The organism is Nocardia sp. NPDC058518 (assembly GCF_042719655.1).
Taxonomy (GTDB): domain Bacteria; phylum Actinomycetota; class Actinomycetes; order Mycobacteriales; family Mycobacteriaceae; genus Nocardia.
Genome location: NZ_JBHXNJ010000009.1, coordinates 98,176 through 124,382 on the forward strand (window position 1 = coordinate 98,176; position 26,207 = coordinate 124,382).

General features: G+C 68.0%; 26 protein-coding genes. 17 read left to right on the forward strand and 9 right to left on the reverse strand.

The annotated features are described in order from the left end of the window. Positions 1 to 98: 98 nt before the first annotated feature. Complete coding sequence (locus ACFWPX_RS17825; RefSeq protein WP_378928320.1) at positions 99 to 1,580, forward strand: FAD-dependent oxidoreductase; 1,482 nt, start codon at positions 99 to 101, stop codon at positions 1,578 to 1,580. 145 nt (positions 1,581 to 1,725) lie between these two features. After that, complete coding sequence (locus tag ACFWPX_RS17830) at positions 1,726 to 3,315, forward strand: GMC family oxidoreductase (RefSeq protein WP_378928321.1); 1,590 nt, start codon at positions 1,726 to 1,728, stop codon at positions 3,313 to 3,315. A 126-nt stretch (positions 3,316 to 3,441) separates the two neighbouring features. On the opposite strand, the gene ACFWPX_RS17835 is transcribed toward ACFWPX_RS17830, so the two are convergent. Beyond that, entirely contained in the window at positions 3,442 to 3,786 is a 345-nt protein-coding gene (locus ACFWPX_RS17835) for a DoxX family protein (protein ID WP_378928322.1), read from the reverse strand. A gap of 118 nt (positions 3,787 to 3,904) precedes the next feature. Here ACFWPX_RS17835 and ACFWPX_RS17840 point away from each other — a divergent pair, with 118 nt between their 5' ends. After that, positions 3,905 to 4,792 carry a sigma-70 family RNA polymerase sigma factor gene (locus ACFWPX_RS17840; RefSeq protein ID WP_378928323.1) on the forward strand — a complete coding sequence of 296 codons (888 nt, stop codon included), beginning with the start codon at positions 3,905 to 3,907 and terminating at the stop codon, positions 4,790 to 4,792. 28 nt (positions 4,793 to 4,820) lie between these two features. On the opposite strand, the gene ACFWPX_RS17845 is transcribed toward ACFWPX_RS17840, so the two are convergent. Continuing rightward, positions 4,821 to 5,297: an HAD-IIIC family phosphatase gene (locus tag ACFWPX_RS17845; RefSeq protein WP_378928324.1), complete on the reverse strand. Its 477-nt coding sequence runs from the start codon at positions 5,295 to 5,297 to the stop codon at positions 4,821 to 4,823. A gap of 183 nt (positions 5,298 to 5,480) precedes the next feature. Between ACFWPX_RS17845 and ACFWPX_RS17850 the strand changes: the two genes are divergently transcribed. Beyond that, entirely contained in the window at positions 5,481 to 6,707 is a 1,227-nt protein-coding gene (locus ACFWPX_RS17850) for a PucR family transcriptional regulator (protein WP_378928325.1), read from the forward strand. Positions 6,708 to 6,770: 63 nt separating this feature from the next. On the opposite strand, the gene ACFWPX_RS17855 is transcribed toward ACFWPX_RS17850, so the two are convergent. From ACFWPX_RS17855 to ACFWPX_RS17865, 3 genes are all read right to left on the reverse strand, one after another. After that, positions 6,771 to 7,952, reverse strand: a complete 1,182-nt coding sequence (locus ACFWPX_RS17855) for an esterase/lipase family protein (RefSeq protein WP_378928326.1) — start codon at positions 7,950 to 7,952, stop codon at positions 6,771 to 6,773. Between the two features lie 184 nt (positions 7,953 to 8,136). Beyond that, entirely contained in the window at positions 8,137 to 9,501 is a 1,365-nt protein-coding gene (locus ACFWPX_RS17860; RefSeq protein WP_378928327.1) for a lipase family protein, read from the reverse strand. A 253-nt stretch (positions 9,502 to 9,754) separates the two neighbouring features. Continuing rightward, positions 9,755 to 10,984 carry a lipase family protein gene (locus tag ACFWPX_RS17865; protein WP_378928328.1) on the reverse strand — a complete coding sequence of 410 codons (1,230 nt, stop codon included), beginning with the start codon at positions 10,982 to 10,984 and terminating at the stop codon, positions 9,755 to 9,757. Positions 10,985 to 11,263: 279 nt separating this feature from the next. Between ACFWPX_RS17865 and ACFWPX_RS17870 the strand changes: the two genes are divergently transcribed. The 4 genes from ACFWPX_RS17870 to ACFWPX_RS17885 all read left to right on the forward strand — a co-directional run bounded on the left by ACFWPX_RS17870 (position 11,264) and on the right by ACFWPX_RS17885 (position 13,359). Beyond that, the gene (locus ACFWPX_RS17870) at positions 11,264 to 11,515 is read left to right on the forward strand and encodes a hypothetical protein (protein WP_378928329.1); all 252 of its coding nucleotides are present in this window, start codon (positions 11,264 to 11,266) and stop codon (positions 11,513 to 11,515) included. A gap of 80 nt (positions 11,516 to 11,595) precedes the next feature. Next, positions 11,596 to 12,084, forward strand: a complete 489-nt coding sequence (locus ACFWPX_RS17875; protein WP_378928330.1) for a DUF2599 domain-containing protein — start codon at positions 11,596 to 11,598, stop codon at positions 12,082 to 12,084. 12 nt (positions 12,085 to 12,096) lie between these two features. Further along, positions 12,097 to 12,750, forward strand: a complete 654-nt coding sequence (locus ACFWPX_RS17880; RefSeq protein ID WP_378928331.1) for an NAD(P)H-binding protein — start codon at positions 12,097 to 12,099, stop codon at positions 12,748 to 12,750. Positions 12,751 to 13,104: 354 nt separating this feature from the next. Next, on the forward strand, positions 13,105 to 13,359 hold the full coding sequence (locus ACFWPX_RS17885) for a hypothetical protein (protein ID WP_378928332.1): 255 nt from the start codon (positions 13,105 to 13,107) through the stop codon (positions 13,357 to 13,359). A gap of 75 nt (positions 13,360 to 13,434) precedes the next feature. Here the strand turns inward: ACFWPX_RS17885 and ACFWPX_RS17890 are convergent, their stop codons facing one another. Together ACFWPX_RS17890 and ACFWPX_RS17895 are read right to left on the reverse strand one after the other, a co-directional pair. Continuing rightward, positions 13,435 to 14,319 (reverse strand): helix-turn-helix domain-containing protein, encoded by an 885-nt coding sequence (locus tag ACFWPX_RS17890; RefSeq protein WP_378928333.1) that lies wholly within the window; start codon positions 14,317 to 14,319, stop codon positions 13,435 to 13,437. Positions 14,320 to 14,337: 18 nt separating this feature from the next. Then, positions 14,338 to 14,571 (reverse strand): DUF397 domain-containing protein, encoded by a 234-nt coding sequence (locus ACFWPX_RS17895; RefSeq protein ID WP_378928334.1) that lies wholly within the window; start codon positions 14,569 to 14,571, stop codon positions 14,338 to 14,340. Between the two features lie 349 nt (positions 14,572 to 14,920). Here ACFWPX_RS17895 and ACFWPX_RS17900 point away from each other — a divergent pair, with 349 nt between their 5' ends. The 6 genes from ACFWPX_RS17900 to ACFWPX_RS17925 all read left to right on the forward strand — a co-directional run bounded on the left by ACFWPX_RS17900 (position 14,921) and on the right by ACFWPX_RS17925 (position 21,008). After that, complete coding sequence (locus ACFWPX_RS17900) at positions 14,921 to 15,109, forward strand: hypothetical protein (RefSeq protein WP_378928335.1); 189 nt, start codon at positions 14,921 to 14,923, stop codon at positions 15,107 to 15,109. Between the two features lie 88 nt (positions 15,110 to 15,197). Then, the gene (locus ACFWPX_RS17905) at positions 15,198 to 15,632 is read left to right on the forward strand and encodes a CBS domain-containing protein (RefSeq protein WP_378928336.1); all 435 of its coding nucleotides are present in this window, start codon (positions 15,198 to 15,200) and stop codon (positions 15,630 to 15,632) included. A 68-nt stretch (positions 15,633 to 15,700) separates the two neighbouring features. After that, positions 15,701 to 16,996: an aminotransferase class V-fold PLP-dependent enzyme gene (locus ACFWPX_RS17910; protein WP_378928337.1), complete on the forward strand. Its 1,296-nt coding sequence runs from the start codon at positions 15,701 to 15,703 to the stop codon at positions 16,994 to 16,996. Positions 16,997 to 17,035: 39 nt separating this feature from the next. Then, a complete protein-coding gene (locus ACFWPX_RS17915) occupies positions 17,036 to 18,289 on the forward strand; it encodes a heavy-metal-associated domain-containing protein (protein ID WP_378928338.1) in 1,254 nt (417 codons plus the stop codon). Then, positions 18,286 to 19,695, forward strand: a complete 1,410-nt coding sequence (locus ACFWPX_RS17920) for an alanine racemase (RefSeq protein ID WP_378928339.1) — start codon at positions 18,286 to 18,288, stop codon at positions 19,693 to 19,695. The genes ACFWPX_RS17915 and ACFWPX_RS17920 overlap by 4 nt, the downstream gene beginning before the upstream one ends. Next, positions 19,695 to 21,008, forward strand: coding sequence for a pyridoxal-phosphate dependent enzyme (locus ACFWPX_RS17925; protein WP_378928341.1), 1,314 nt, complete (start codon positions 19,695 to 19,697; stop codon positions 21,006 to 21,008). Before ACFWPX_RS17920 ends, ACFWPX_RS17925 begins: the two co-directional genes overlap by 1 nt. Here ACFWPX_RS17925 and ACFWPX_RS17930 read toward each other — a convergent pair whose 3' ends face one another. Then, entirely contained in the window at positions 21,009 to 22,526 is a 1,518-nt protein-coding gene (locus ACFWPX_RS17930; RefSeq protein WP_378928342.1) for a condensation domain-containing protein, read from the reverse strand. A 219-nt stretch (positions 22,527 to 22,745) separates the two neighbouring features. Between ACFWPX_RS17930 and ACFWPX_RS17935 the strand changes: the two genes are divergently transcribed. From ACFWPX_RS17935 to ligD, 3 genes are all read left to right on the forward strand, one after another. Continuing rightward, entirely contained in the window at positions 22,746 to 23,129 is a 384-nt protein-coding gene (locus tag ACFWPX_RS17935) for a cold shock domain-containing protein (RefSeq protein ID WP_378928343.1), read from the forward strand. A 171-nt stretch (positions 23,130 to 23,300) separates the two neighbouring features. Further along, positions 23,301 to 24,380: an ATP-dependent DNA ligase gene (locus ACFWPX_RS17940; RefSeq protein WP_378928344.1), complete on the forward strand. Its 1,080-nt coding sequence runs from the start codon at positions 23,301 to 23,303 to the stop codon at positions 24,378 to 24,380. Next, positions 24,377 to 25,375 (forward strand): non-homologous end-joining DNA ligase, encoded by a 999-nt coding sequence (gene ligD, locus ACFWPX_RS17945; protein WP_378928345.1) that lies wholly within the window; start codon positions 24,377 to 24,379, stop codon positions 25,373 to 25,375. Before ACFWPX_RS17940 ends, ligD begins: the two co-directional genes overlap by 4 nt. Positions 25,376 to 25,393: 18 nt before the next feature. On the opposite strand, the gene ACFWPX_RS17950 is transcribed toward ligD, so the two are convergent. Then, positions 25,394 to 26,113 (reverse strand): hypothetical protein, encoded by a 720-nt coding sequence (locus ACFWPX_RS17950; protein WP_378928346.1) that lies wholly within the window; start codon positions 26,111 to 26,113, stop codon positions 25,394 to 25,396. Positions 26,114 to 26,207: the final 94 nt, after the last annotated feature.

Genomic DNA, 26,207 nt, shown 5'->3' on the forward strand with positions numbered 1-26,207 from the left:
GGGAGAATCTGTAACACGTTCTTGTTTTGTCGCGCGGTTGGCGGCACCATTCCATAGATGGGCGGTGACGCCCGCACCCCGAGCACCGGAGGAAACCCGTGAGCGACCAGCCACATCGGATCGATACCGTCCGCCCGCTGCGCGCGAGCGAGGTGACACAGTGGGATTTCGAGGCCGATGTGGTGGTGGCCGGTTTCGGGATCGCCGGGGTGTGCGCGTCGATCGAAGCCGCGCGGGCAGGCGCGAAGGTGCTCATCCTGGAACGGACCGGCGGCTGGGGCGGTGCGGCGGCACTGGCGGGCGGATTCGTCTATCTCGGTGGCGGCACACCGCTGCAGAAGGCGCTCGGATTCGACGACACCCCGGAGAACATGGCGGCGTTCCTCACCGCGGCGCTCGGGCCGGGGGTCGACGAGGCGAAGATCAACGACTACTGCGCGGGCAGCGTCGAGCACTACAACTGGCTCGTGGACTGCGGTGTGCCGTTCAAGGAGTCGTTCTGGGGCGAGCCCGGCTGGGAGCCCCCGCACGACGAGGGCCTGATGTACTCCGGTGGCGAGAACTCCGCACCGTTCCTCGAGATCGCCGAACCCGCTCCGCGTGGCCATGTTCCGGAGCTGGCCGGTAAGAAGATCGGTGAGCGCAGCGGCGGCTACATGCTGATGAAGCCACTCGCCGACACCGTCGCCGAGCTCGGCATCGACGTCGAGTACGACACCCGGATCCGTCGGCTCGTCGTCGACGACTCCGACCGCGTGGTGGGCGTGCTGGCCACCACCTACGGCAAGCCCGTCGCCGTGCGGGCCGCGCGCGGTGTCGTGCTGGCGACCGGCAGCTTCGCCTACGACACCGAGATGATCGACCGCTACACCCCGCGCCTGAGCGGCAGGCCGGGCGCGGCCATCGAGGAACACGACGGCATCGGCATCCGGCTGGCCCAAGCGCTCGGCGCCGAGCTCGCGCACATGGATGCCAGCGAGGTGGCCATCTTCGGCGATCCGCAGATGATGGCGCGTGGCATCCTCGTCAACGGACGCGGTCAGCGCTATATCACCGAGGACACCTACCCCGGCCGGATCGGTCAGGCGACGCTGTTGCAGAACGACAACCAGGCGTTCCTGATCATCGACGAGGCCTCGCTCGAGGAGGCGCTCGCGACCGAGAGCGCCACGCCGTTCTTCCGTTTCGCGCCCAAGTGGGTCGCCGAGACGGTCGCCGAACTCGAGGCCGAGATGGGGCTGCCCGAACAGACATTGCAGACCACCGTCGCCACCTACAACCAGCACGCCGAACACGGCAGCGACCCACTGCTGGGCAAGAAACCAGAATGGGTGCGACCGATCACGGGGTCGCTGGCCTGCTTCGACCTGCGCGGGTTCACCGCCGGGTTCACCCTCGGCGGGCTGCGCACCGACCTGGATTCGCGGGTGCTGCACGTGAGCGGTGAACCGATCGAGGGCCTGTTCGCGGCGGGTCGCTGCACCTCGGGACTGTGCGCGTACGGCTACGTCAGCGGGGCCTCGCTCGGCGACGGCAGCTTCTACGGCCGTCGCGCGGGCAAAGCGGCGGCAGCGGGCTGAAGCGCGGACGACCCACCACGGGCCTTCTGTCAGTACTCTGCTTGCAGCGTCACGCCCGACGACGAGTCCGGCTGGGCTCACGGTCTTTTCACACCCGGGAGCAGGCGCGCCGAACGACAGACGCAGTGCAGATCGGAGTTGGACAGTGCAAGCAGGTGGGACGTCCGCGGATTACGTGATCGTCGGCTCCGGATCCGCGGGGGCGGTGCTCGCGAATCGGCTCAGTGCCGACCCGGGCACCACGGTCGTACTGTTGGAGGCAGGCCCGGCCGACGACGACAAGTTCGCCCATATTCCGGCCGCGTTCTCGAAACTGTTTCGCAGCGAGCGCGATTGGGACTATCTGACCGAGCCGCAGGCAGAGCTCGGCGATCGGCGGATCTACTGGCCGCGTGGCAAGACCTTCGGCGGCTCGTCCTCGATGAACGCGATGATGTGGGTGCGCGGTTTCCGCGCCGACTACGAGGAATGGGGACTGCTGGCGGGCGAGAAGTGGAACTTCGCCGCCGCGGTGGAGCAGTTCCGCAAGATCGAGAACGTCCAGGACGCGCAGTTCCCCGACGAAGGTTCCAAGGGACCGCAGCACGTGCAGCGCCAGCGCAGCCCGCGCGCGTCGACGCACGCGTTCCTCGAGGCCGCGCGCCAGGCGGGCCACGAGCTCGAGTCGGCGAACCGGCCCGCGCCCGAGGGCTTTACGCAGACCATGGTGACCCAGCGCGACGGCAGGCGCTGGAGCACCGCCGACGGGTACCTGCGGCCCGCGATGAAGCGGCCGAACCTGACCGTGCTGGCCGAGTCGCTGGCCACCCGCGTGCTGTTCGAGGGCACCAAGGCCACCGGCGTGGAGTACCGCAACGGCGAGCAGACACTCACCGTCACCGCGAACCGTGAGGTCATCCTGTGCGGTGGCGCGGTGAACAGTCCTCAGCTGCTGCAGCTTTCGGGTATCGGCGATCAGGACGAGCTCAAGGAACACGGCATCGAGCTGGTCGCCCACTCCCCCGAGGTCGGCGCGAACCTGCAGGACCACCTCATCTCGGCGCTCGGCTACAGCGTGGAATCGGACTCGCTGTTCACCGCCGAGAAGCCCCTCGAACTGATCAACTACCTGGTCCGGCACCGGGGCATGCTCAGCTCCAATGTCGGTGAGGCATACGGTTTCGTGCGCAGCGAGCCCGATCTCGAGCACCCCGATCTGGAGCTGATCTACGCACCGGCGCCGTTCTACCACGAGGGTCTGGTCGAGGCCACCGAACACGGTGTGGTGCTCGGCGCGATCCTGCTTCGCCCGCGCAGCCGCGGCAAGATCAGCCTGGCCTCGGCCGATCCGACCGCCAAGCCCGTGATCGATCCGCGGTATCTGTCCGATCCCGACGGCGCCGACCGGGCCGCGCTGACCGCCGGCCTTCGGGTGTGCGCCGGGCTCGCCGGGCAGCCCGCGCTCAAGAGCGCGCTCGGCGCGCTGATCTACCCGCCCGAGGCACCCGAGGATCTCGAAGCCACCATCGCGCTGACCATCGAACAGTTCTCGCACACCCTCTATCACCCGATCGGCACCTGCCGGATGGGCACCGACGCCGCCAGCGTCGTCACGCCTGACCTGAAGGTCCGCGGCGTCGAGGGTCTGCGCGTCGCCGACGCCTCGGTGATGCCGCTGATCATCCGCGGCCACACCAACGCCCCCGCCATCTTCATCGGCGAACAGGCCGCGGACTTCATCCTGGCCGAGGCCTGACAGAGTGAGGGGGGGGGGGGCGCCCCGCGGGGCGCTCCCCCCCGCCCCCCCGCCGGCCGCCCCCCGCGGCGCGCGGGCGGGCGCGCGCGGCGCGCCCCCCCCCCCCGCCCCCCCCCACCACTCGCCTCATGCTGCCGCGAGACCCAGCGAAGCGGCCGCGAGCAGCAGATATGGCAGCGGATAACCCAGATCCGCGTACCGGCGCGACCGTGCCACCGTGATTTCGGCGGCGACGAAATACAGCACGAGCCCGGCCGCGGCAGCCACCGCCAGCGGCCGATATGCCAGGCCTGCGAGCAGGCCGAGCCCACCCGCCGCCTTGACCAGGGCCAGCGGTGTGAGCGTCCACGGCGCGATGCCGTAGTGGCGCATGTTCTCGCGCACCCAGTCGGCGCGAACGACGTCGATCAGCGCGGCTGCCATGGCGGCCACCGCGGCGAGCACGGTGACGACGAGATAGGTGGTGTGCATCGGATCAGGTCCTCCGGTTTCGGGGTGATCGGCCGCCTCTGTCATCGTGAAGGCAGCCGCCGTGGGACAGCGAGTGCCGTCCATTCGATAGACGATCGGCGTGAGCGAAAGGTGACCGATGCGCGCGGATCGGCCGCAAGCGACGGCGGGTGCGTTCGAACAACGGCGCGATCGCCTGCGTGGCGTCGCCTTTCGGATGCTGGGTTCCGGGGCCGAAGCCGAGGACGCGGTCCAGGAGACCTGGTTGCGTTTGGCCGGGACCGACACCGAGATCGCCGATCTCGACGGCTGGCTCACCACGGTGGTGTCGCGGATCTGCCTCGATATGCTGCGCACCCGTACCCGCCGCGCCGAGGTCGCGGCACCGGATTCTCCTGATCGGGCGGCAACCGGCGCGGGCATCGATCCCGAAGCCGAAGCGCTGCGGGCGGATTCGATCGGACGGGCATTGCTCGTCGTACTCGACGCGCTCGGCCCCGAGGAACGGGTCGCCTTCGTTCTGCACGATCTGTTCGCCGTGCCGTTCGCCGAAATCGCGCCGATGCTCGGGCGCACGCCCGCCACCACCAAGAAACTCGCCAGTCGCGCGCGGCTGCGAGTGCACGCGCCCGCCCGGATCGAACCGGCGGAACTGGTCGCGCATCAGGCCGCGGTGACGGCCTTTGTGCAAGCTGCTCGCGAGGGCGATCTCGGCGGGTTGCTGGCGGTGCTCGCACCGGATGTGGTGCGCACCGCCGACCCGGCCGCGCTCTCGCCGGGGATGGCCGTCGTCGTGCGTGGGGCACGCGCCGTGGCGGCGGGTGCCCTCGCGCTGCGGCGGCGGTCGCGCGAGGCGGTGCTGGTGCTCGTCGACGGCACGCCCGGCCTGGTGGTGGCGGGCGCGGGCGGCCCGGTGTTCGCGGTGACGTTCACGGTGCGCGGCGGACGGATCACGGCCTACGACGTCGTGGCATCGCGGGAACGTCTGGCCGCGCTCGCACTGTCGCTGCCGCCGGAACTGCCCTGATCAGAGCCGCGAAATGCCCGGCTCCCGGTCAGAGCGCGGGGACGCGGGCGAACCCCAACGGTGGGGTCGGTACGCGGCCGGAACGCAGGTCATGCCGGAAATCGGGCAGCAGCGGGAGCACTTCGACGTTGCGGGCGGCGTAGCAACGCACCATCGGCAGGGCGCGCGAGACCTCGGCACGTTCCACCGGCTCGGCGTCGACGAACGCGAGGGCGTCCAGCCCGAGGCCGAGGGTGCCCGCGATCCGGACGATCGAGGCGGACTTGCGTCCCCAGCCGACCTCGACCGCCGAGAACATCTCGTACAGGCCGTGGCGGTACAGCGTCTGCAGGGTTCTGCCGCGGTCACCGCGCGCGGCGACAGCATGCAGCACACCGCGCTCGCTCAGTTTCGTCAGCGTGCGCAGTGCCGGTGGGCGCGGCGTGGTGCCGGTCTCGTCGTGGACGACACCCTCCCACAGGGTCTCGTCCAGTTCCCAGACCAGACAACGGACGGCAGGTCGCATGGCGCTGAACTCTACAACCACTGATAGCGAAGAACCAGACTTGTGACCCGTCACTACGTGGGTTCGCCGCCGTCGGCCCCATACCCAGAACCTGACGTTCCATTCCGGTTTCCCTGGTAGTTGGTTAGGGTGGGGTTCGCTGGACAGCGGGGGGTACAGCCGCAACAGGCGAAGGGAACACAGATGTCCGTCCACAATCCACCCCGACCGTCGCTGACCGTCTCGGGCAAGCCGATGTCGTTGCCGCTCAAGGACGTTCGCGCGCTGTCGCGGCAAATGGTCGGCCACTTCGTCGCCACCGTGGCGCCTTGCGGCACGCTACCCGGTGACGCCATTTCCGGCGACATCACCACGATCACCCGGATCTGCCTCGAGTTCGCGGTCGGCATGCTCGACGGGCGCGACATTCCCAGCAAGCTGCAGCGCCTGCAGGACGCGGCGGGTGCGTGGGCCCGGGAGGGCGTGCCCATCGACACGATTCACCACTCGATCTCCGAGGGCTTCAAAATCGGCCTCGACCTGGTCGTGTCGAGCGCGTCGGGGAAGGATTTCGACAACCTCATCGACGGCGTCAAGGTCGTGATGGAACTGCTCGACACCATCACCGCCCAGGTCTCGCTGGCCTATGTGCGTGAGCTCCGCGGTGTGGTCAGCGAACACCACACCGCCGTGCACACCCTCACCTCGGCCCTGCTCGGCGGCCACAGCACCTCGACGATGGCCCGCGAATGCGGCATCACGATCGCCGAGACCTACGCGGTCTTCGCCCTGGCGATCCCGCAGCATCGCGAGGAGGCCAACCCGGCGCTGGATTCGAAGGTCGTCGCCCGGCGCAAGTTGCGCCGGGTGCAGGCCGAGCTGGCCAAGCGCTGCGGTGACTCGGCGCTGTCGCTGCTCAGTGTCGACGGCGGGACCGTACTGATCCCGGCCGACACCTTCGACCGCGAGGGTCTGACGGCGCTGGTCGCCCAGCTCTCCCAGGCCGCGCAGGTCGGCATCACCGCCGCAATGGTCGAGACGAGCACCACCGGAGTTCCCGATGCCGCCGACCAGGCCCACGAACTGCTCGACATGGTGCAGCGGCTCGAGGTGACCTCGGGTCTGTACCGCTTCGACGAGCTGGCCCTGGAATACCAGCTGACCCGCCCCGGCCCCGGCCGCGAGTTCCTCGGCTCGCTGCTCGATCCGCTGGATCAGTACCCCGAGCTGCTCGAAACCCTGCAGCGCCATATCGCCAACAACCTCAATCGCCAGCGCACCGCTCGGGTGCTGCACGTGCACACCAACACCGTCGACTACCGGCTCAAGCGGATCGGTCAGCTCACCGGCTTCGATCCCACCCAGCCTTCGGGACTGTGGTACTTGCGTTCCGCGCTCGTCGCACGCAGCTACCGTTCCATCCCGGCCTGACCCGAACAACAACGAAGGCGCTGTCCACATCGTGTGGACAGCGCCTTCGTTGTTGTCAGCGGGTCAGAGCGAGCCGCCGCCACCGACGAGCCACGGGTTGAACGCGCAGGTCAGCTGCGGGTTCTGCACCGGATCGAGCGCGCGAAGCGCGATCGACAAGGCACGCGGCGAGTACATCATCGTCAGGTGATCGGAGATGTCCTGCTCGCAGCCGTCCTGCAGGGTGATGTTGTCGACCTTCGCCCCCGGGCCCGCCTTAAGGAAGGTCAGCTCGTAGGGGTTGGTGACCTCGTCGTACCGGGTACCGACCACGGTGTAGTCGACGCCGGCGACAGTGTCACCGCCCGCATTGAGGTTGTTGACGAAATCCGAGCCGATGGTCTGCTGGATACCCGCGTGCCCGACGAAGATCTCGATCGGGCCCAGGATGTCGATACCCAGGTTGTTGATCATGCGACCCAGCGCGCCGATGCCGTCGAGGCTGGTGCCGTGGTGGGTGGCACCGAAGGTGATCAGCTTGTTCACCTTGGCCGCGCCGCCCTCGAACTTGGTGTAGTAGTTCGCCATCGCCCCACCCTGCGAGTGCGCGACGATGTCGACCTCGTCGGAACCGGTGGCCGCGAGGACCCGGTCGACGAACGCCGCGGTCTGCTTCGCCGAATCCTCGATGTAGCCGGTGCCCATCACACCGGGCAGGAACGAACCGAGGCCACCACCTTCCATCATGTTCGAGCGGCCGTAGTTGAAGGTGAACGTGCAGTAGCCGGCGTCCTTGATCGGCTGACCCATGTAGGCGTAACCGTTGTAGGCGTTCATCCAGGTGCCGTGCAGCAGCACGACCGGGCGAGGATGCTCGGCGGTCGGCTTGCAGTTCCAGTCGTTCGTCCCCGGCGCGGCGGCATCGGGGTTGCCGAGGCCGTAGGCGAACGCGGCGAGGAACGCCGTCGACTCCGGTCCGTACGCGCCGGGATCGGAGGAATAGCCGCCCGAGGAACCCGAGCTGGAACCCGAACCGCCGTAGCAGTCACCGGACCCGTTACCGGATCCGGCACCGCTGCCGGAGGTGCACGCCGAACCGGACCCGGCGACCTGCCGACCTTCGGAGACGATGTCGGCGAGATCCTGCTCGGTCGGCGAAGCAACGGGAGCCGCGCTCGCCCCCGGCCCGGTGAGCACCATGGAGAGAGCGCCGACTCCGGCGAATACCGCCGTGTGCAGCGTGCGCCTGCGACTGGGAGATTTCATGTGTTGGCTTGTCTTCCTGTGCGATTCGAATATTCGTCGCCCTTTCCTGCCGGGAGAACGAATGGCTTGTCGAAACCGCCCAAAACATAAGCCGCAGAATTACTTACGAGACGATTGTCACGCGCGGTCTGGGCAGCTCACCACAGCCCATCGAAAACCGCCATGACACGGCACAGGAAAAAATTCAGCATTCGCTACGCGCGGCGACTCCGAGCAGTCGTTCGTCGAGCCACAGCATCGCCTCCGGATAGCCGGTCGCCGCACCGATGATGTGTTCACCGAGCACACCGCGATATACCGCGCTGGCACCGAGTTCGCACTGCTCGGCGTAGAGATTGCGCGCACCCTCGGCGGGGATCCACCATTCCTGGTCACCGTTGTAGATATAGAGCGGAGTAGCCGACCGCATGCCTTGCATCCGGGTGATCTCGTAGATATCGGTGGCCAGTTCCGAACGCAGCGGATCGGCGATATTGGCGCCGACGTCGATCGGCAGATGCAAGATCCCCGGCACCGCGAACACACTGGCGCAGGTATCTTTCATAATCGATGTCGTGACCCACCGCCCGAGATTGTTCATCGCGGCGAGGATTTCGGGTCGTTCCCGGCCGATCGCGAAGGTCGCGGCCATAAATATTCCGGATGCGAGATTGGCATTCATACTGCGCGAAAGGATTTCGAAATCGGCCGGTACGCCGCCGAGTGCCGCGCCGACGATCGCGTCGGCAAGTTCCGGTGCGTAGGAATCGATCAGCTTGGCCGCCCCGTGGGTGGCGATGGCGCCACCGGAGTAGCCGGTCATCGCGAAGCGGCTCTCGCCGTAGGACACCGGGTCGATGCCACGCACCGCCCTGATGGAGTCGAGCACCGCGTGCCCGGCGACATACGGTTCGGCATAGGCCATCCACGGGCCCTCGTGGTCGGGCACCAGGACCGCGTACCCGCGCAGTACCGCCAGCTGGGTGGTCGGCGGAATGAACTCCGTCGCACTCGACTGTGTTGTCAGGCCGTGCGCCAGTGAGTAACCCGGGGTGCACTTGCGGCCGAGCGCGTCGATCGGAAGGTTGTTCACCAGCACGGGGCGGTCCCCCGGCCCGGTCCACTCGGTGGCGGGCACGATCAGGGTCGCGGTGGCGTAGGACGGCCTGCCGTGCGCGTCGTCGGTGCGGAATTTCAGCAGCGTCGCCGAACGGATGGGCACCAGGGTCAACCAGGCCGCGGTCGCGGTGATGTCACGGGATTCGATCAGATCGCCTGGCGACAACTCGTCCAGCCCGGCGGGCCACTGGTCGAAGATCGGATCACCGACCGCCGAGGGCAGCACCGCCGCGCGCAGTGCCGCGAGCTCGGCGGCCGGATCAGCGGCGTTCGGCTGGATCGGCGAGGGAAGCACCTGGTCGATCCAGCGCTGCAGATCGGGCAGGAAACCGGGTGTCCCCACCTGTGGCACCGGGAATTCCTGAGTCGGCGGCGGATCGGCCGCGGCAGTACCCACCGCGAACGAGAACAGCAGCAGTGTCGAACAGACAAGTACTCGAACAGATCTCATGGCACACACGCCTTCGGGTGGCAACGGATTCGTCGATGACGTGCCACCATGCGGTGCTTCGACCCCCGCCGAAACTCCCCCACCGCGCCGTCGTCAGATCAATCACGCTACGTGGCGACGCTGCGCGACTTCGGCGTTGTGCCCGAGTCGTGTGCGCAATGCCGCTGTATCGCAACAAGAATCGCCCTCCGCGCGCCACGAATCGGCCCGGATCCGTATCGGTCGCGCGGATCCGGGCCGATCGGAACCGGTCTCAGCAGGTGCTGGGCGCCGGCTCCCCCCGCAGCCGGGCATCGAGCCAACTCAGCGCGGAAGGCAGTCCGAGCACAGCTGCGGTCAGGTGGTCCGGCGTCGGTGTCTGCTGGCTGACAACCCTGGTCCCCGCCGCACACCACCGATGCGTGGTCGAGGTGATCGCATCGACCGGAATGAGGCCGTCGATCGGCGAATGCCATTCGAAGACAGGCATTGTCGGCACGCCCGGATACAGCTCGAGGCTGTTCTCCTCCACCACGGCGCGGGCTTGCGAGTCCTCCACCAGCGAGGTGGTGGCCGCGAAATCCATGATGCCGCGCCCCGCGCCCGCGCCGAGGATGTCGTTGGTGCAGGCGTCGCGGATCGAGGCACGGGCGGCCAGGCCGCTGGCGTTCATCTGATCGCTGATCGGAAACCGTTGCGGATATTCACGTTCCAGCCCGATCCCGGCGGCCAGCGCGAGTCCGAACACCGGATGCGAACCGAAGCCGAGCCCCTCGAGCATCGACACCAGGTTCATCGGTACCCCACCCATCGCCGCACCCACGATCTCCAGCTCGGGCGCGTACTCGGGCTGCAGGGCCGCCGCCCACGCCGTCGCCATGCCGCCACCGGAGTATCCGGCCATCGCGACCCGGCTGCCGCGAACCCGCAACTGCTCGACCTGGCGCACCGCGCGGATGCCGTCGAGGGTCACCTGACCGCCAAGTTTCGCCGCGCCATACGCGAAATTGGGCCCGAGGTGATCGGGCACGGCCATCGTCCAGCCACGCTTGAGCGCGTAGTTCCAGGCCACCGCCTCACGCACCATGAGGTCGGGATCGTCGGTGTAGAGGACTTTCGAGACCGAACACCGCGTGCCGAGGCCGTTGATGATGTGCTGGTAGGACAGCACTGGGGCATCGGTGCGGTGGTTGTTCGGCTGCAGCACCGTGGTCGTAGCGGCGATCGGGTCGCCCGCGGAATTGGTCGAGCGGAACTGGATCAGGGTGATCGTGGTGTCGGGGAACATGGCCAGCGGCGGCATCGGCCGCACGCCGAGCACGTCGCCGGGCCGGCGATCGTCGAGGTCGGCGGGCTGGCTGTAGAACGGGTCGGGGTCGGCGCTGGGGTACAGCGGCGTGGTGTGCCCCGCCGCGGCGCAGACCACGGTGAGCACCGCCGCCACCACGCAGAGCAGTACTGTTCGGCCCGGCCGAGTGTGTCGTGCCCCGGCAACCCAGATCATGCGGCTGTCCCTCTCGTGTCGCTGCTGTCGAGAGCGATCCTCGCCGGTACCGTGGCACCTCGTCGACGGGTCGCCGCGAACATCGGCGGAGCTCACAACCTCACCCTGGTGTGTGTTGTGACCGGAAGCAGCACGCACGCAGATATGCGGACGCACCGCCGCGGCGACAGGTCGTTTGTGAGATCTCCAAGCGAAATCGGAACGTGTTCCTCTCGATGGTGAAACACCTACCGTCGAGTAGGAAGGCGCTCACCAGTGCCGGGGCGAAAGGAGCACGCCATGATTCCCACCGACGAGAACATCGCCACCACCCTCCACCGCATCGACCCGAACGAGATACCGACCCGGCGGATCACGGTCTACTTCGACGGCCCGACACCCGAGGACGCACTGGTCCTCGAATACGCGGCGACCCAGGCCGAGGCATGGGAGTTCACCTCGGCAGCCGTACATTCCGGCCTGCTGGTCACCGTCGACGGCCAGGTCGGCCCCGGCCTGCGCCGATTGCCGTGCCGGTCCCTGTGGCACTGAAGATCGCGGCACCGCCCCGCCGACGGCGCTAGGCTGGCACGACGGGCGCTCGTGCGCCCGCGGTGACAGAAAGGGCGTTCGTGACACGGTGGCACTTCCGGCTCGCACTCGCCGCGGTGGCCGTGCTCACCGGCTGCGGCTCGGCCGACACCACGGAGATAGCCGCCGCACCCTCCTCCAGCACCACCGCCCCGCCGACGACCACCAGGAGAGTGCCCGCCACCATCGCACCCCCCACCACGACGGTCGACCCCTACGCGGGTCAAGCCCTGATCGATCACGTGAGCTGGACCGAGAACATCGACGGTCCCCGCCTGCTCGTCTTCCCCACCCCGGCGGGCCGCAAAACGGCCGCACCCGGCACCGACGAGCTGGCCTGGCAGGAAGTCCGCGCCCTCGACCCCGATGCCGACGCGCCGGGCATGCGCGACCAGTTCCTTTGCCACTGGGTGTGGGCGAGGATGGTAGCGCCCGACAAACCGAGCTGGAATCTCGAACCGTGGCGCCCCGACGTCGGCTATCAGGCCACGGTCGCGGCGAACTGCAATCCTGGCGGCCCCGAACGCTGATAGGAGCACCCCATGCGCATCGTCATCGCCGGTGGACACGGCAAGATCGCCCTACTGCTCGCCCAGTTACTGACCCGGCGCGGTGACCACGTCCACGCGCTCATCCGCGAGCCGGGCCAGGCTGCCGATATCGCCGCGATCGGTGGCGTCCCGGTCATCTACGACATGGAACGCGACTCCGCCGCCGACCTCGCGGCGGCGGTCGCCGGTTCGGATGCGGTGGTGTTCGCCGCGGGCGCGGGGGCAGGCAGCGGTGCCGCGCGCAAATACACGGTCGACCTCAACGGTTCGGTGCAGCTGGCCGACGCCGCCGAGCACACCGGCGTCGCGCGGTTCGTGCAGATTTCGACAATGGGCGCAGGCAGCCCGCCCGCACCGGGAACCGACGAGGTGTGGGCCGCCTATATCGACGCCAAGACCCGCGCCGAAGCGGACCTGCGAACCCGCGATCTGGACTGGACGATCCTGCGTCCCGGTCGGCTCACCGACACCGAAGGCAACGGTCTGATCACGCTCGGACCGCCGCCGATTCCGTACGATTCGGTGCCGCGCGCCGATGTGGCCGCGACGCTCGCATCGATCTTGGTCGCGGACAACACTTTTCGGCGCACGCTCGAGCTGGTATCCGGATCGCTGGCGATCGAGTCGGCCGTCGCGGCCATTTGATAACCAGAAATTAACTATCGCAAGAAATTTCGCCTGCCTGCCACGAATACCGCCTACCCCGCCAGCATTGTCGTCACCCGATGAACACCGCGAACCGCCGGTCACGCCACTATTCGAGCACCACCCGCGGCGAAGGTGGTGCCCGCACCCTGGATTCGCCGCTCAGAAGCCGGGAAATACGCCGCATCGAGACGGAATCGATCGTGCAGATGTGCTTGCATCTGAAAGTGTCCCCGTCCTAAACTCAGGGCCGCAACACAATTCAGGGGATAGTAAGGGGAGGCCGCGAGCGGCACACCCGGGGTAAGGATTGCCTTGGGTTTGCCACTGCCTGAGAAGCACAGGGGCATTCACATGAACAACACCACGGGCCGGTTCGGCCTCGCCGATCGCGCGGCGGCCACCCACCCCGGCACCGCACTGTCGTCACGGGAAAGCGCGATCGCTTTCGTCATCGATGCCGTGGAATCCACCGGCGCGGCGACCCGCAACGATTTCGATATCGATCGGATCGTGACCACCGCGCACGAGCTGGCCGACGACTGGGATCTGCAGACGCTGACCCCCGATACCTTCTGGCGCATTGCCGCCGGCTGTATTCGATACTGAACACCGAATCGGTACCCGACGATCGACTGCGCGAGCAGTCCGATCGAGATCTCCGTGCCTGTTCCCGCTGAGTCGTCAATCCCGCTCGGCGTAGGACAGCAAGATCTCGCGTGAGCGATCCGGCCGTTCGGCCTGGACGCTGAGCTGATCCATCACCGACAGATACATCGCGAGGTCTTGGCGACGCTCGAGGTAGAGCGCGCTGGTGAGTTGCTCGAGGTAGACGATGTCGGGCAGTTCCGGCTCGCCGAAGCGCAGAATGCTGAACGAGCTGCCCGCCGCCGCGTGCCCGCCCGCCGCGTACGGCAGCACCTGGACGGTCACGTTCGGCAGCTCCGCCAGTTCGGCCAGGTAGCGCAGCTGTGCCTTGTGCACCTCGCGGCCACCGATCGGGCGGTGCAGCACCGCCTCATCGATCACCGCCCACACCACCGGCGGGTCGATCCGGCGCAGGACGTCCTGGCGTAGCTGACGAACCTGGACCCGGCGCTCGGTTTCGGCGTCGTCGAAACCGAGGCCGACGATGGCCCTGGTGTAGTCCGGCGTTTGCAGCAGGCCGGGCACCAGCTGTGCCTCATAGGTGCGGATCTGACTGGCGGCCTGCTCCAGCCCTAGGTAGGTGCTGAACCACGACGGCAGCAGATCGCTGTAGCGATGCCACCAGCCGGGTTCGCTGGCCTGCCTGGCCAATTCGAAGAACGACGTGCGCTCGGTGGGGTCGAGCACGCCGTAGAGCGTGAGCAGATCCCGGATGTCGCGTTCCTTGAAACCGGTGCGGCCCAATTCGAGTCGGCTGATCTTGGCGTGCGAGCCGCGAATCGCGTCACCGGCGGCCTCGCGGGTGATGCCTTTGCTCTCGCGTAGCTTGCGCAACTGGCCACCGAGCGCGATGCGCAACACGGTAGGGCCGCGGTCGACAACAGGTTGCACGCGACCGATCTCGTCGGGTTCAGCCGTCATGAACCCAGATGCTACCGATTACCCAGTGAGGTAGTCGAACTCTCCGGCCTTCGCGCCGCGGATGAACGCGTCGATCTCGGGCCGCGTGTAGAAGATCACCGAGCCCTGCGGGTCGCGCGAGTTGCGCACGGCGACCGAACCGTCGGCGGCTTCGGCGACCTCGACGCAGTTGCCGCTGGGGTTGCTGTAGGTGCTCTTGCGCCACGCGCCGGCTCCCGGGCGTTCACGCTGATCATGCTGCATTCCGGACATACCGCACTCCTCCTTCTCGAATGATGCCCATCGGTACGAAAATTGCAGATGCACGCACAAACGTTCTTGCATCTGCCTTGCGCGATGGGGACATTAACATGCGAAACGCCACCGCGCACCGGTCGGTACTTACCCGATGTCATGACTGGGAGCACCCGCCCACCGAGCCGTCCACCCCCCTGAATTCGTAAGCGCCACAACCCCATCGCGGCCCGACACGGCCAGAACGAACGTGCAGATGTGCTTGCATTCGAAAACGACTCGCCCGTAGACTCAGGGCGCAAGATCACCGGGAGGTTCGTCGGCTCAGCCGGGCGGACCTTCCGTCGCCGGATGGGAGGGGACTTCGATGAGTAGTCCGTTTCAGCGCCACCTCGGTGCCGCAGTCGCACCGCCCACGGCGTGTAGCGACGAGCCCAACGGGCTCACCTACCGTCAGGCGCGCGAGATGCTGAGCCAACACGACATCCACGGTCCGCAGTGCCGTCAGTGGCTGGCCGCCGCCGCGTACTTGTCCGCGGGGCTGGACGACGAATAGCGCGGTTGTAACGTCTTCGTGCTGGTCAGGCCGGTTCCGACAGGTCATGCTAGTGGGCGAGGTATCGATTCGGACGGGTGGTGCGCGTATGCGGATAGCGGAGATCCTGCGCAACAAGGGCACGGCGGTTACCACGGTGCCACCGCAGACCACGGTGCGTGACCTGCTGGCGGCGCTGGCCGAAGACAATATCGGCGCGGTGGTCGTCTCCCCCGATGGCAAGGCGATCGCGGGCATCGTCTCCGAACGCGATGTGGTGCGTCATCTACATGCCCACGGTGCCGCGCTGCTGGATCGGCCGGTCACCGACATCATGACCGCCCGGGTTCGCACCTGTGGGCCCGACGAAGACGTGTCCTCGCTGCGAGATGTGATGACCGAGCACCGGATCCGGCACATGCCGGTGGTGGAGTCCGACCGGCTCGTCGGCATCGTCAGCATCGGTGACGTGGTGAAGAGCGAGATCACCGAACTGGCCGCCGAACGTGAACACCTCGTCGAGTACCTCCAGGGCAACTACTGAGCCCGACACCACCCCGCGGTGCCGAAAAGCCTTGCGCCTGAGAATTCTTCGCGAGCCGTACCAGAAACGTGCGTATCGTTGAGCAGGTGCACCCCGCCCGGCCCGAGCTCGCCGCAGCCTCGGTGATCCGGCACGCGCCCACCCCGGTGCCCGCCTCGATCCGCGCGCGGTTCCCCGCCCTGGCCGATCCCGCGGTGGTCTATCTGGACAGCGCCGCGACGACGCAGAAGCCCGACACCGTCATCGCGGCCGTCACCGACTACCACCGCGAGCACACCGCCAACGCAGGCCGCGGCACCTACGGCTGGGCCACCTCGCTGTCGGCGCGGATCGCCGCCGTCCGTACCCGCGCGGCCGGTTTCCTCGGCGCGCAGCACCCCGACGAGATCGTGTTCACCAGCGGAGCCACCGCCGCGCTCGGCGCGATCGCGCACAGCTGGGGCCTGGCCGAGCTGAACGACGGCGACGAGATCGTCTACAACCCCGCCGATCACGCCGCCAATGTGCTGCCGTGGCACCACCTGCGCGACACCCTCGCCAGGTTCGGCCGCCGCATCGTCTTGCGGCCCTATCGCAGCACCGCGACCGGCGAAGCCGATATCGATGACATCCTCGCGCAGGTCGGTCCGCGCACCCGCCTGATCACCACCAGCCACCTGCATCACGTGTACGGCGGGCTCACCACCCTCGAGGAATTGCACGGCCGGATCGACCCCGAGATCCTGCTGTGCTTCGACTGCTCCCAGAGCGGTGGGCACCTGCCGGTCGACGTGACCGCGCTACGCGCCGATTTCGCGGTCTTCGCGGGGCACAAGATGTTCGGCGCGCCCGGCACCGGGTTGCTGTACTGCCACCGCCGGGTGCACGACAAGCTGCGGCCCTTCCTACCCGGCGGGCACTCCGGGGTCACGATCACCGACGCCGGTCTCGTCGGCACCGGAATGCCCGAACTGCTCGAGGGCGGCACCCACAATATTCCCGGGATCCTCTCCCTGGCACCGGCTTTCGATCTATTGGACGAACTCGACCGGTTCGCTGTCGCCGCGCACAACCGGGTGCTCACCCTGCGGCTGGTCGATGGCCTGCGTGAGGTCCCCGGGCTCGATTTCCTCCCTGGATCCGCGCACGCCGCGTGCGCCGTCGGCTACGGGATCGTCTCGTTCACCCTCGACGCGCTCACCGCGGCCGATCTCGGGTTCGTGTTGGCCGATGCCGGATTCCTGGTGCGGACCGGGGCGCACTGTGTGCCCTCGGCCGATGCGGGCGACGCGTCGGTGCGGGTGAGTACCCACCTCTACAACACCCTCGACGAGATCGACCGATTCGTCGCCTGCGTGTCCGGCATCGCCGGGCACGGGCGCTGACCCGACCTGTCCGCCATGCCCCGACGCCGAGGAGGAACGATGGGTACGCCCACCGTGCAGCACTACGATCGCCGCGCCGCGTCCCGGGTACTGGCCCGGCTGGCCGCCCCCGGGCTCTTCGCCTCGACCGAACCACCGGCTCCGGTTCGAATCACCTTCCGTACCCGCGCATTACAACCCGAGCCCGGCGCAGCGCTGACACAGTCCCAGCGGATGTACCTGGAACGGTTCATGCGACCGTGCCGCCCCGACCAGGTGAGCAGCGCGACCCACCGCCTCACCTGGACCGACAGCGCGGGTATCCCCAACACCGGGTACTTCCACACCACGGGCTCAGGTCCTGAGCTCGCGGTGATCGCGCGTGAAACCGTTCTGGCGCTGTGGCATTCACTGTCGGCGTCCGGTCTTCCGGCGCGGGCAGCGGAGCTACCCGCCCATGATCACGTCGTCCTCTCCGCGACCACCACCGATCACGATCCGCACGAGATCTTCCGGGTCGGCATCGAGGCGACGGGACGCGCGCTGGTCCAGCACGGGCTGATCGCCGCCGACACCCCCTATCGCGGGGTCGTCGAATTCGCCAGGGGGATGCGTGATTCCGGCATCTTCACCGCCGTCGCGACCCGCTGGTTCTGGGAGTTGCAGGCCTCGACCTTCCGGCGCGGGATGATCCCGGTGCGATTGGCCACCCAGCCCGATGGGTCCGTGCGCTACACCGCCGATTCGATCGCGGTCCTGCGCGCGATGAAAGACGCCACCATCGCCGACGCGCACGCGGTGATGCTGCGCGCGACCACCGAGGAAGGCCTCGAGACCGAGGCGGCCGTCGCGAAATACCACGACGACCTCGACCTGATCTCACGGCAATACGCGCTGCTCCCGGCCGACACCCGGCCCACCTGCCTCGCGGCGACTCCGCACGATATCGACGGCGCCGGCGTGCATGTGCTCACGACCGTGGCAGACCGGTTCGTCGAGACGTTCGCCGCGCTGGCAGGCTTGGTGGAGGTGGTCGAGGACCTGACCCAGGAGCGGCCCGGCACCGACCCGGCGGGCGACGACGGTGTCTTCTACGTCCCCGATATGAGCTGCCGGCACTGCGTCCGCACGATCACCGCCCTGCTCGAGTCGATGGATATCCCCCTCGTCGAGATCGACCTGGAGTCCAAGCGGGTGATCGCCCGGATCCGGAGTCCGCGCAACAGGTTCCGCGTGTTCGAGGCACTGCGCGACGGCGGCTACAACCCGGTCGACGACGTGCCGGCGCAGGTGCCCGGCGCGTCGGTGGGATGATCCCACCCGCCGTTCCCGCCGAGCTGCATCCGCTCGTCGCTGATTTTCTCTCCGATCGCGACGGCGTGCGTGCGGCACTGCGCCGGTACGGCTCCCCACTGCATCTGGTGTTCCCACAGGTCTTCACCGCCAACCTCGCAGCGCTGCGCACCGCGCTCGACGCCGGAGCGTTCCGGTATCGGATCTGCTACGCGCACAAGGTGAATCACTCGGCGGCGTTCGCCCGTACCGCCGCACACGCGGGGATCGCCGTCGATGTGGCGTCCGCGCGGGAACTGCGTTCGGCGTTGTCCGCCGGATTCCCCGCCGACCGGATCGAGGTGACCGGGCCCAAGGGCGCCGCGATGCTGTGCGCCGCACTGGCGGCGGGCGTGACGGTCAATGTGGACAATCTCTGGGAACTCGCGACCCTGGCCGAGCTGGCGCCCGAGGCGTCGACAGTGCCGGTGTTGGTGCGTATTTCGGGCTTCTCCGGTAGCTCGCCGAGCCGGTTCGGCATCGATCTCGCCGATGTGGCGACCGCGCTGGATCTGCTGGTGCGGCACCGAGATCGCCTGCGGCTGCTCGGGTTCGCCTTCCACCTCGATACCGCTGCCACCACCGAACGGATCAACGCCGTCGGCGACTGTCTCGAATTGATCGAACGCGCCTACGCGCAAGGTCTCGCGCCGTCCGTGCTCGATATCGGCGGCGGACTGCGCCAGGTCTTCACCACCGACGCCGCGGGCTACGACGCCTACGACCACGTGTTGCGCGCAGGCCTGCTCGGGCGCGGGCCCGCGATGCACTGGGGCAACAACACTTTCGGCTACCACCTCGCCGAGGGAATGGTGCACGGCGGACCGGTGTTCCACAAGTACGCCAATACCGAACCCGCCGCCACCACCCTCACCGAACTACTCACCGCTGCGCTGCCCGGGCACGGCGGGCGAGCACTGGGCGCGGTGCTCACCGACAATCTCCTCGACCTCTGGCTCGAACCGGGCAAAGCGCTGGTCGACCATGCCGGGATCACCGTGGCGCAGGTCGAATTCGTCAAACAGGCGGGCAACGGCGCGACGCTGGTACATCTGGATCTGAGCCGCGACACCGTCACCGCCGCCGACCAGGAGGTGCTCATCGATCCGATCGTGCTGGCCGAGGAAGCCGAATCCCGGCCTGTCGGAGTGTATTTCGCCGGGCACCTGTGCCTCGAGCGCGACCTGGTCACCCAGCGGCAGGTGCGGGTCGAGCGGTTGCCGTCCCCCGGCGATCCGGTGGTCTTCGCCAATACCGCCGCCTACCACATGGATCTGTCGGCCGCGCAGGCCAGCATGCACCCGGTTCCGGCGAAAGTCGCGGTGCTGCATCGCGATGGACGGTTCGTCCTCTGCCCCGATGCCGACTATCGCCCCGGGGACCGCTGATGGTCTACACCCACATCACCGAGCTGATCGGCAACACTCCCCTGCTGCGCCTCGACCCCGCCGTCCACGGGCTACCCGAGGTCGACCTGTACGCGAAACTGGAGTTGCACAACCCTTTCGGTTCGGTGAAGGACCGCGTCGCCTGGGCGATGATCCGCGACGACCTCGAGCGCATCACCGCGGGCGGACAGTCGTTCATCGAGGCGTCGAGCGGCAACACCGCCAAAGCTCTGCGGGTACTCGGCGCACTGCACGGCATTCCGCTGCGCGCGGTCACCAACCGGATCAGGGTGGGCGAGGTCCGCCAGCTGCTGCAACTGCTCGGCACCGAGATCGTGGAACTTCCCGGCCTGTCCGAATGCCCCGATCCCCATGCGGCCGATGATGTTTCGGCCGTCATCGAGCAGACCATCAGCCAGTCGCAGGGTCGCTGGTACCACCCCTCGCAGTACACGAACGAGCGCAATATCGCGGCCCATCACGACGGGACCGGAACCGAGATCGCCACCGACCTCGCCGACGCGGGCATCGACCATCTCGACTATCTGATCGGCGGCCTCGGCACCACCGGCTCCACACGTGGCACCGCGACCGCGCTGCTCGCCCACCATCCCGGAATGCGCACCATCGGGGTGGTATCGGACCGTTTCGACTTCATCCCCGGTATCCGCTCCGAGCGCGAGATGTGGGAGGTCGGCCTGTTCCGGCCGGATTTCTACGACGAGATCGTCACCGTCGACTCCGCCGCCGCCATCGAGGCGACCCTCGACCTGGTTCGTGGGTACGGTGTCCTCGCCGGACCGACCAGCGGCGCAGGCTATTTCGCCGCCCTCCGCGCCCTGGCAGCGGCACCGCGACCCGACGGCAGACCGCTGGTGGCCGTGCTGATCGTGTGCGACCGGATCGAACCGTATCTGTCCTATTTCGCCAAACGCAGACCGGACCTGTTCGGCAAACCCACCGGACCGCAGCCCCCGAGCCCCGACGATACCGCGCCGACGCTCTCGCCCGCCGCACTGGCCGAACTCGACCGCACCGGCAGACCCACTGTCGTCGATACCCGTGGCGCGATGGCCTACCGGGTCGGGCACGTCCCCGGCGCGCTCAACATCCGCGACGACCAACTCGACGAAATGCTCACCCAGGGCGTGCCGTTTCCGCGGTCACGGCCGGTGGTGTTCGTGTGCCCCGTCGGGGAGACCTCGCTGCGTTTCGCCGCACTGGCACACCGCGCGGGCTATGAGGCGTTCAGCCTGGAGGGCGGCATCGTCGCGTGGCGCGACGCCGGGTACGCCATGGAACGCGGCGGCTGATCAGACGAGCACCCTGGTCGCACGGCGGGCTGTACTCAGCGAACGACCGCGACCGGTCGTCGCCAGCAGGGCCGCGAGCGGGCCGCGATACCCCTCGGCGAGCAGCCCGACCACCGCACGGAAACGCGCCACGAAGTGCTGTGCGGTCGCCTCGTCGAACCGGGCGATCGGATAGATGAACGACCCGTCGATACCGGCGGGCGCGCCGAGCGGATCGAAGTGATCGGTGAGCCCGAACTCGAGATCATGCTTGGCCCTGACCACCCCGGTCGGCACCTCAGTGATCGAAAACCCCTGCGCCGGTGGCGGTTCAGCGGTGGTGCGTGGTGCCCTCGCGCGCTGGAGGATGAGCGTGGCCTGGAACAGCGGGAGCGCGGCGTCCTGCAGCAGGCAGCGCTTGAGGCGAGGGTTGGGGGTGTCGGGGTGGGCGTACGCGGCGAGCGCGAGGCGGCGTACCTGATCGATGAGCTCGTCGACGTCGCCCGCGCGATCCAGGCGGACCCGCATCAGCACATCATCGGAGAAGTTGCCGACGAGATCGTCGAGGAGGCGGTGGTCGCGACCCGAAACCGCCGTGGCGACAGTGACATCGGAGCTGCGCGCGAAGGCGCCGACGGTGAGGGCGAACGCGGCCTGCAACACCATGAACAGACTCGCCCGCCCGTCCTGCGCCACACGCAGCAGCCCGGCGTGGGTCGCGGCGTCGAACGAAATCGGCAGCAGCGCACCGGCGACGGGGTCTATCGGCGTCGCCGGCTGTTCGCGGGCGGGCAGGTCGAGCAGGGCGGGACGACCGGCCAGCGCATTGGCCCAGTACCGTAGCTGATGGGTCGCCCGGCTCCACTCGTCGGTGAACTCACCGAGCTGCTCGTGCTTCCACAGGGTGTAGTCGATGTAGCTGATCGGCAGCGGCGGCCACTGCGGGGCGGTGCCTGCGCGGCAGGCCAGGTAGGCAGTGACCAGGTCGCGGATCAGCGGGCTCATCGAGCGGCCGTCGACCGAGATGTGGTGCACGACAAGGGCAAGTACCACATCGTCGGGGCCGAGCACGAACAGCCGCGCCCGCACCGGCAGATCGCGGGTGAGATCGAAGGGCTGCCGGGCCAGCGCGGCGACCGCGGGGGCGAGTTCGGCTTCAGTGATGCCGCACTCGGCCACATCGAGGACCACATTGTCGGGGTCGGCCACCCGCTGAGCCGGGCCGAACTCGGTCGCCGGATAGCGGGTCCGCAGCGGAACATGTCGCGCGACAAGGAGTTCGAGCGCCGCACGCAGCGCCGCCACATCGACCGACGCCCCGCGCAAGCGCATGGCCCGCGCGACATTCCAGTCCGCCGACCGGCCGAGCCGCGCGGCGTGCCACATCCGCTCCTGGGCGGGCGCGAGCGGCACGTACGCCGGACACGGTCGTGGGGCGAGCACCGGTGGCGCGGTGGGCCGCAGACACCCCGGCTCACTCCCGGTGCGCGCCGGCGCCGTCAGAACGCCGCGACCGACATCGAATCCCCCCGATCTCATCCCCACACCGGGGTCCAACACGCGTCTACAACCTCCACACCGTTCCGACAGGTGAGGAACGCTAATGACCCGATATGAACGCGCAGTTACCGGATCGTGACCATGCTCGGTCGACCGCCGTCATCGCGAATCCGAAGATTTCGCCGACTATCCACTTTCCGGGCGAAATCGCCCAAAAGCCGCGTTAGAGTAGCGACGGGAAGCGGAGCGAGGAGTTGGTTGGTGTCCATCGGGAAATTGGTGTCGTTCGACGGTTCACGGGGTTTCGGGTTCATCCGGCCCGACGACGGCGGGCCCGATGTGTTCGTCCACGTCAACGACATCGGCCTCGACGAGGACGAGCTCCGTCAGGGTCGCCTGTTCGAGTTCGATGTGACCGAAGGTGACCGGGGCCCCAAAGCGATCAACCTCACCGGGGTCGGCCAGGCCCCCGCGGCCCCGAAGACGCGCAAGACCGGCGACCGGCTGGGTCCCGACGAACTGCGTCAGCAGATCACCGAACTCCTGCTGGAAGCCTCCCCGGCGCTCACCGCGGCCGAGATCATCACCATCCGTGACCGGTTCACCACCTTCGCCGACGAGCACGGCTGGCTCGACAGCTGACCTCGCGGCCGCGTGAGAGCACGGCGCCGCGGTAGTCGCGGGTATCGCGACAGACGCGCGCCCGATGTCCGCGCACGTGTCGGTGCCCCGTCCTACGATCGCCTCACACACCGATGAATCGGGCGTGCTCGCATCGTCGACACGGGTGAACAGACCCGCGAGGAGGATCGGATGGATCTACCGGTGATGCCGCCAGTGCGCCCCATGCTGGCCAAGTCGACGCCGTCGCTACCGCGCGAACCAGGCCTGAGCTACGAGCCGAAATGGGACGGCTTCCGCTGCATCGTGTTCCGCGACGGAGACGAGATCGAACTCGGTTCCCGCAACGATCGCCCGCTCACCCGTTATTTCCCCGAGTTGGCCGAGCTGCTGAAAGCGGCACTGCCGCAACGCTGTGTCGTCGACGGCGAGATCGTGGTGGTCACCGACCAGGGCCTCGACTTCGACACCTTGCAGCAGCGGTTGCATCCGGCGGCCTCGCGGGTGAACAAGCTCGCGGCGGAGACACCGGCCAGTTTCGTCGCCTTCGATCTGCTCGCCCTCGGCGATCGCGATCTCACCACCGAGCCGTTCGCGCTGCGGCGCCGCGAGCTCGAATCATTGCTCGACGCCGCGCCCGGCCGGATCCACCTCACGCCGATCACCCAGGATCCCGACGTGGCTCAGGACTGGTTCACCCGGTTCGAGGGTGCGGGCTTCGACGGCGTGATGGCAAAGTCCGACGAGCTGGCCTACCTGCAGGACAAGCGCGTGATGCTCAAGATCAAGCACGAACGCACCGCCGACTGCGTGGTGGCCGGGTACCGGATGCACAAGGACGGCGAGGGTGTCGGTTCGCTGCTGCTCGGGTTGTTCGACGACGAGGGCAATCTGCATCACGTCGGGGTAGCTTCGAGTTTCACCGCGGCCCGGCGCCGCGAACTGCTCGGTGAGCTGGCGCCGTTACGCGAGAACGCGCTCGAGGATCATCCGTGGCGCAACTGGGCAGACGCAGCCGCACAGGCGAACGCCGACGGCAAGATGCCGGGCGGGGTGAGTCGATGGACCGGCGGCAAGGACCTGTCGTGGGAGCCGTTGCGGCCCGAGCTGGTCGCCGAGGTGCGCTACGAGCACGTGCAGTCGGGGCGGTTCCGCCATGGCGGGCGGCTGGCACGGTTCCGGGCCGACCGCACCCCCGATTCGTGCACCTACGCCCAACTCGACGAGGTAGCACCCGCCGAACTCGACGCGATCTTCGGAGTCGGCCGATGAGCACCGCGGTGGAACTCGACATCGACGGCCGTGCGCTGACGATCAGCAATCCCGACAAGATCTACTTCACCAAACGCGGCGAGACGAAGCTCGACCTGGTCAACTACTACCGCGCCGTCGCCGACCCACTGCTCGGCGTGATCGGTGGGCGTCCACTGCTGCTGGAACGCTATCCCGACGGCGCGTCGGGCAAATCGTGGTTCCAGAAACGGGTCCCGAAGTCGGCGCCCGACTGGTTGCAGACCGTCGAGGTGTCCACCCCGAACGGCACCACCAGCGACGCGCTGGTCGCTCACGATCTCGCGCACATCCTGTGGGCGGTGAATCAGGGCTGCCTCGGCTTCCACGTGTGGCCCAATCACGTTCCCGATCTGCGGATCGCCGACGAACTGCGGATCGACCTCGACCCCTCGCCCGGCATCGGATTCGACGATCTGCGCCGTGCCGCGGTGCGCACTCGCGAGCTACTGGCCGAACTCGGCATCGACTCGTCCATCAAGACCTCGGGTTCGCGCGGCCTGCACATCTACGCCGCGCTGGAACCGAGGTGGGACGGCTACGAGGTGCGGGCGGCCGCGGTGGCGCTGGCCAGGGAACTGGAACGCAGGCATCCCGAGGAGATCACCGCGCAGTGGTGGAAAGAGGAGCGCGGCTCGCGGGTGTTCATCGATTTCAATCAGAACGCGCCACACAAGACCGTGTTCGGTGCCTGGTCGGTGCGGCCGAAGGTCGGCGGTCAGGTGTCGATGCCGATCACCTGGGCCGAACTCGACACCGTCGTCCCCGACGAACTCACCCTCGCGACAGTGCCCGCCCGCCTCGCCGCGTCGGGTGATCCGTGGGCGAACCGGGCACCCCAGTCGATCGAACCACTGCTGGAGATGTCGGAGCGCGACATGGCGGCGGGGCTGATGGACGCGCCGTGGCCACCCCAGTATCCGAAGATGCCGAACGAGCCACCGCGCGTGCAACCGAGCCGGGCCAAGAAGGACTGAGCTCCAGGTCCGAAGTACCTACTCGGAGGTCCAGAGCGACCAGACCGCGGCGCTGCCCTTGCCCTCACACACGAGTGCGTGGTTGTCGGAGGTGCGCCCCGACTTGTCCACCGAGGGATCGCATTTCGCCCCCGCCGTGTAGTACGACCCCGACACCCGGAACGGCCCTGACCAGGTATGACCGCTCGGTCCGCGCAGACACAGCAACGTTGCACCGTCTGCGGCCACGCCGAGCAGACCGGCCTTGTCCGCGGAACACTCGGTGCCCTTCTCGACGACACTGCCCTTTTCCGGGGGACTCGTCACCGGGGTCGCCTCGGTCACCGGAGCGACCTCGGTCACCGGCGGCGCACCCTGGGAGGTCACCGACACCGGCGTCGGGGTTGCGGCTACCGACTGGGCCAGCGTCGGAACGGACACGTCGAACCCGCCGAACACCGCGAGCCCGATCGCGACCGCGACCGCTGCCTCGGAGATGCCGAGCAGTAAAGCCAACACCGCGATCCCCCGCCCGCGCGGATGCCCGAACGCCAGCAGCCCGAACACGATCGCGATCGGGAACAGCACCACCAGCGCGGCGGCGAGCGCCACCATCGCGTACGGATTCACGCGCGGCTGGTCGCCGCGGCCACCAACACCCGAACCGTCCGTGGACACCTGCGGCCAGCGCTGGCCGTTCCAGCGCCGATCATCGGACTCCTGCTCGGGGTCGTCGTCCCATTCCTCGTACCGTGCCATCAACCCCGGGTCCCTCTCCGATCTCCCCGGGCGCACAACTAAACAGGTGCGACGCCGGGTTACGCGACGAGAATAAGGACTCAGAGCCCGGTAG

What these genes read in the sequence shown, in the direction of transcription:
- ACFWPX_RS17890 (WP_378928333.1), bottom strand. Translation starts at nt 14,319, where the DNA reads ATGACGGCTGAACCCGACGAGATCGGTCGCGTGCAACCTGTTGTCGAC.
- ACFWPX_RS17900 (WP_378928335.1), top strand. Translation starts at nt 14,921, where the DNA reads ATGAGTAGTCCGTTTCAGCGCCACCTCGGTGCCGCAGTCGCACCGCCC.
- ACFWPX_RS17835 (WP_378928322.1), bottom strand. Translation starts at nt 3,786, where the DNA reads ATGCACACCACCTATCTCGTCGTCACCGTGCTCGCCGCGGTGGCCGCC.
- ACFWPX_RS17950 (WP_378928346.1), bottom strand. Translation starts at nt 26,113, where the DNA reads ATGGCACGGTACGAGGAATGGGACGACGACCCCGAGCAGGAGTCCGAT.
- ACFWPX_RS17840 (WP_378928323.1), top strand. Translation starts at nt 3,905, where the DNA reads ATGCGCGCGGATCGGCCGCAAGCGACGGCGGGTGCGTTCGAACAACGG.
- ACFWPX_RS17845 (WP_378928324.1), bottom strand. Translation starts at nt 5,297, where the DNA reads ATGCGACCTGCCGTCCGTTGTCTGGTCTGGGAACTGGACGAGACCCTG.
- ACFWPX_RS17920 (WP_378928339.1), top strand. Translation starts at nt 18,286, where the DNA reads ATGATCCCACCCGCCGTTCCCGCCGAGCTGCATCCGCTCGTCGCTGAT.
- ligD (WP_378928345.1), top strand. Translation starts at nt 24,377, where the DNA reads ATGAGCACCGCGGTGGAACTCGACATCGACGGCCGTGCGCTGACGATC.
- ACFWPX_RS17925 (WP_378928341.1), top strand. Translation starts at nt 19,695, where the DNA reads ATGGTCTACACCCACATCACCGAGCTGATCGGCAACACTCCCCTGCTG.
- ACFWPX_RS17895 (WP_378928334.1), bottom strand. Translation starts at nt 14,571, where the DNA reads ATGTCCGGAATGCAGCATGATCAGCGTGAACGCCCGGGAGCCGGCGCG.
- ACFWPX_RS17850 (WP_378928325.1), top strand. Translation starts at nt 5,481, where the DNA reads ATGTCCGTCCACAATCCACCCCGACCGTCGCTGACCGTCTCGGGCAAG.
- ACFWPX_RS17930 (WP_378928342.1), bottom strand. Translation starts at nt 22,526, where the DNA reads ATGAGATCGGGGGGATTCGATGTCGGTCGCGGCGTTCTGACGGCGCCG.
- ACFWPX_RS17905 (WP_378928336.1), top strand. Translation starts at nt 15,198, where the DNA reads ATGCGGATAGCGGAGATCCTGCGCAACAAGGGCACGGCGGTTACCACG.
- ACFWPX_RS17870 (WP_378928329.1), top strand. Translation starts at nt 11,264, where the DNA reads ATGATTCCCACCGACGAGAACATCGCCACCACCCTCCACCGCATCGAC.
- ACFWPX_RS17855 (WP_378928326.1), bottom strand. Translation starts at nt 7,952, where the DNA reads ATGAAATCTCCCAGTCGCAGGCGCACGCTGCACACGGCGGTATTCGCC.
- ACFWPX_RS17880 (WP_378928331.1), top strand. Translation starts at nt 12,097, where the DNA reads ATGCGCATCGTCATCGCCGGTGGACACGGCAAGATCGCCCTACTGCTC.
- ACFWPX_RS17865 (WP_378928328.1), bottom strand. Translation starts at nt 10,984, where the DNA reads ATGATCTGGGTTGCCGGGGCACGACACACTCGGCCGGGCCGAACAGTA.
- ACFWPX_RS17940 (WP_378928344.1), top strand. Translation starts at nt 23,301, where the DNA reads ATGGATCTACCGGTGATGCCGCCAGTGCGCCCCATGCTGGCCAAGTCG.
- ACFWPX_RS17885 (WP_378928332.1), top strand. Translation starts at nt 13,105, where the DNA reads ATGAACAACACCACGGGCCGGTTCGGCCTCGCCGATCGCGCGGCGGCC.
- ACFWPX_RS17915 (WP_378928338.1), top strand. Translation starts at nt 17,036, where the DNA reads ATGGGTACGCCCACCGTGCAGCACTACGATCGCCGCGCCGCGTCCCGG.
- ACFWPX_RS17860 (WP_378928327.1), bottom strand. Translation starts at nt 9,501, where the DNA reads ATGAGATCTGTTCGAGTACTTGTCTGTTCGACACTGCTGCTGTTCTCG.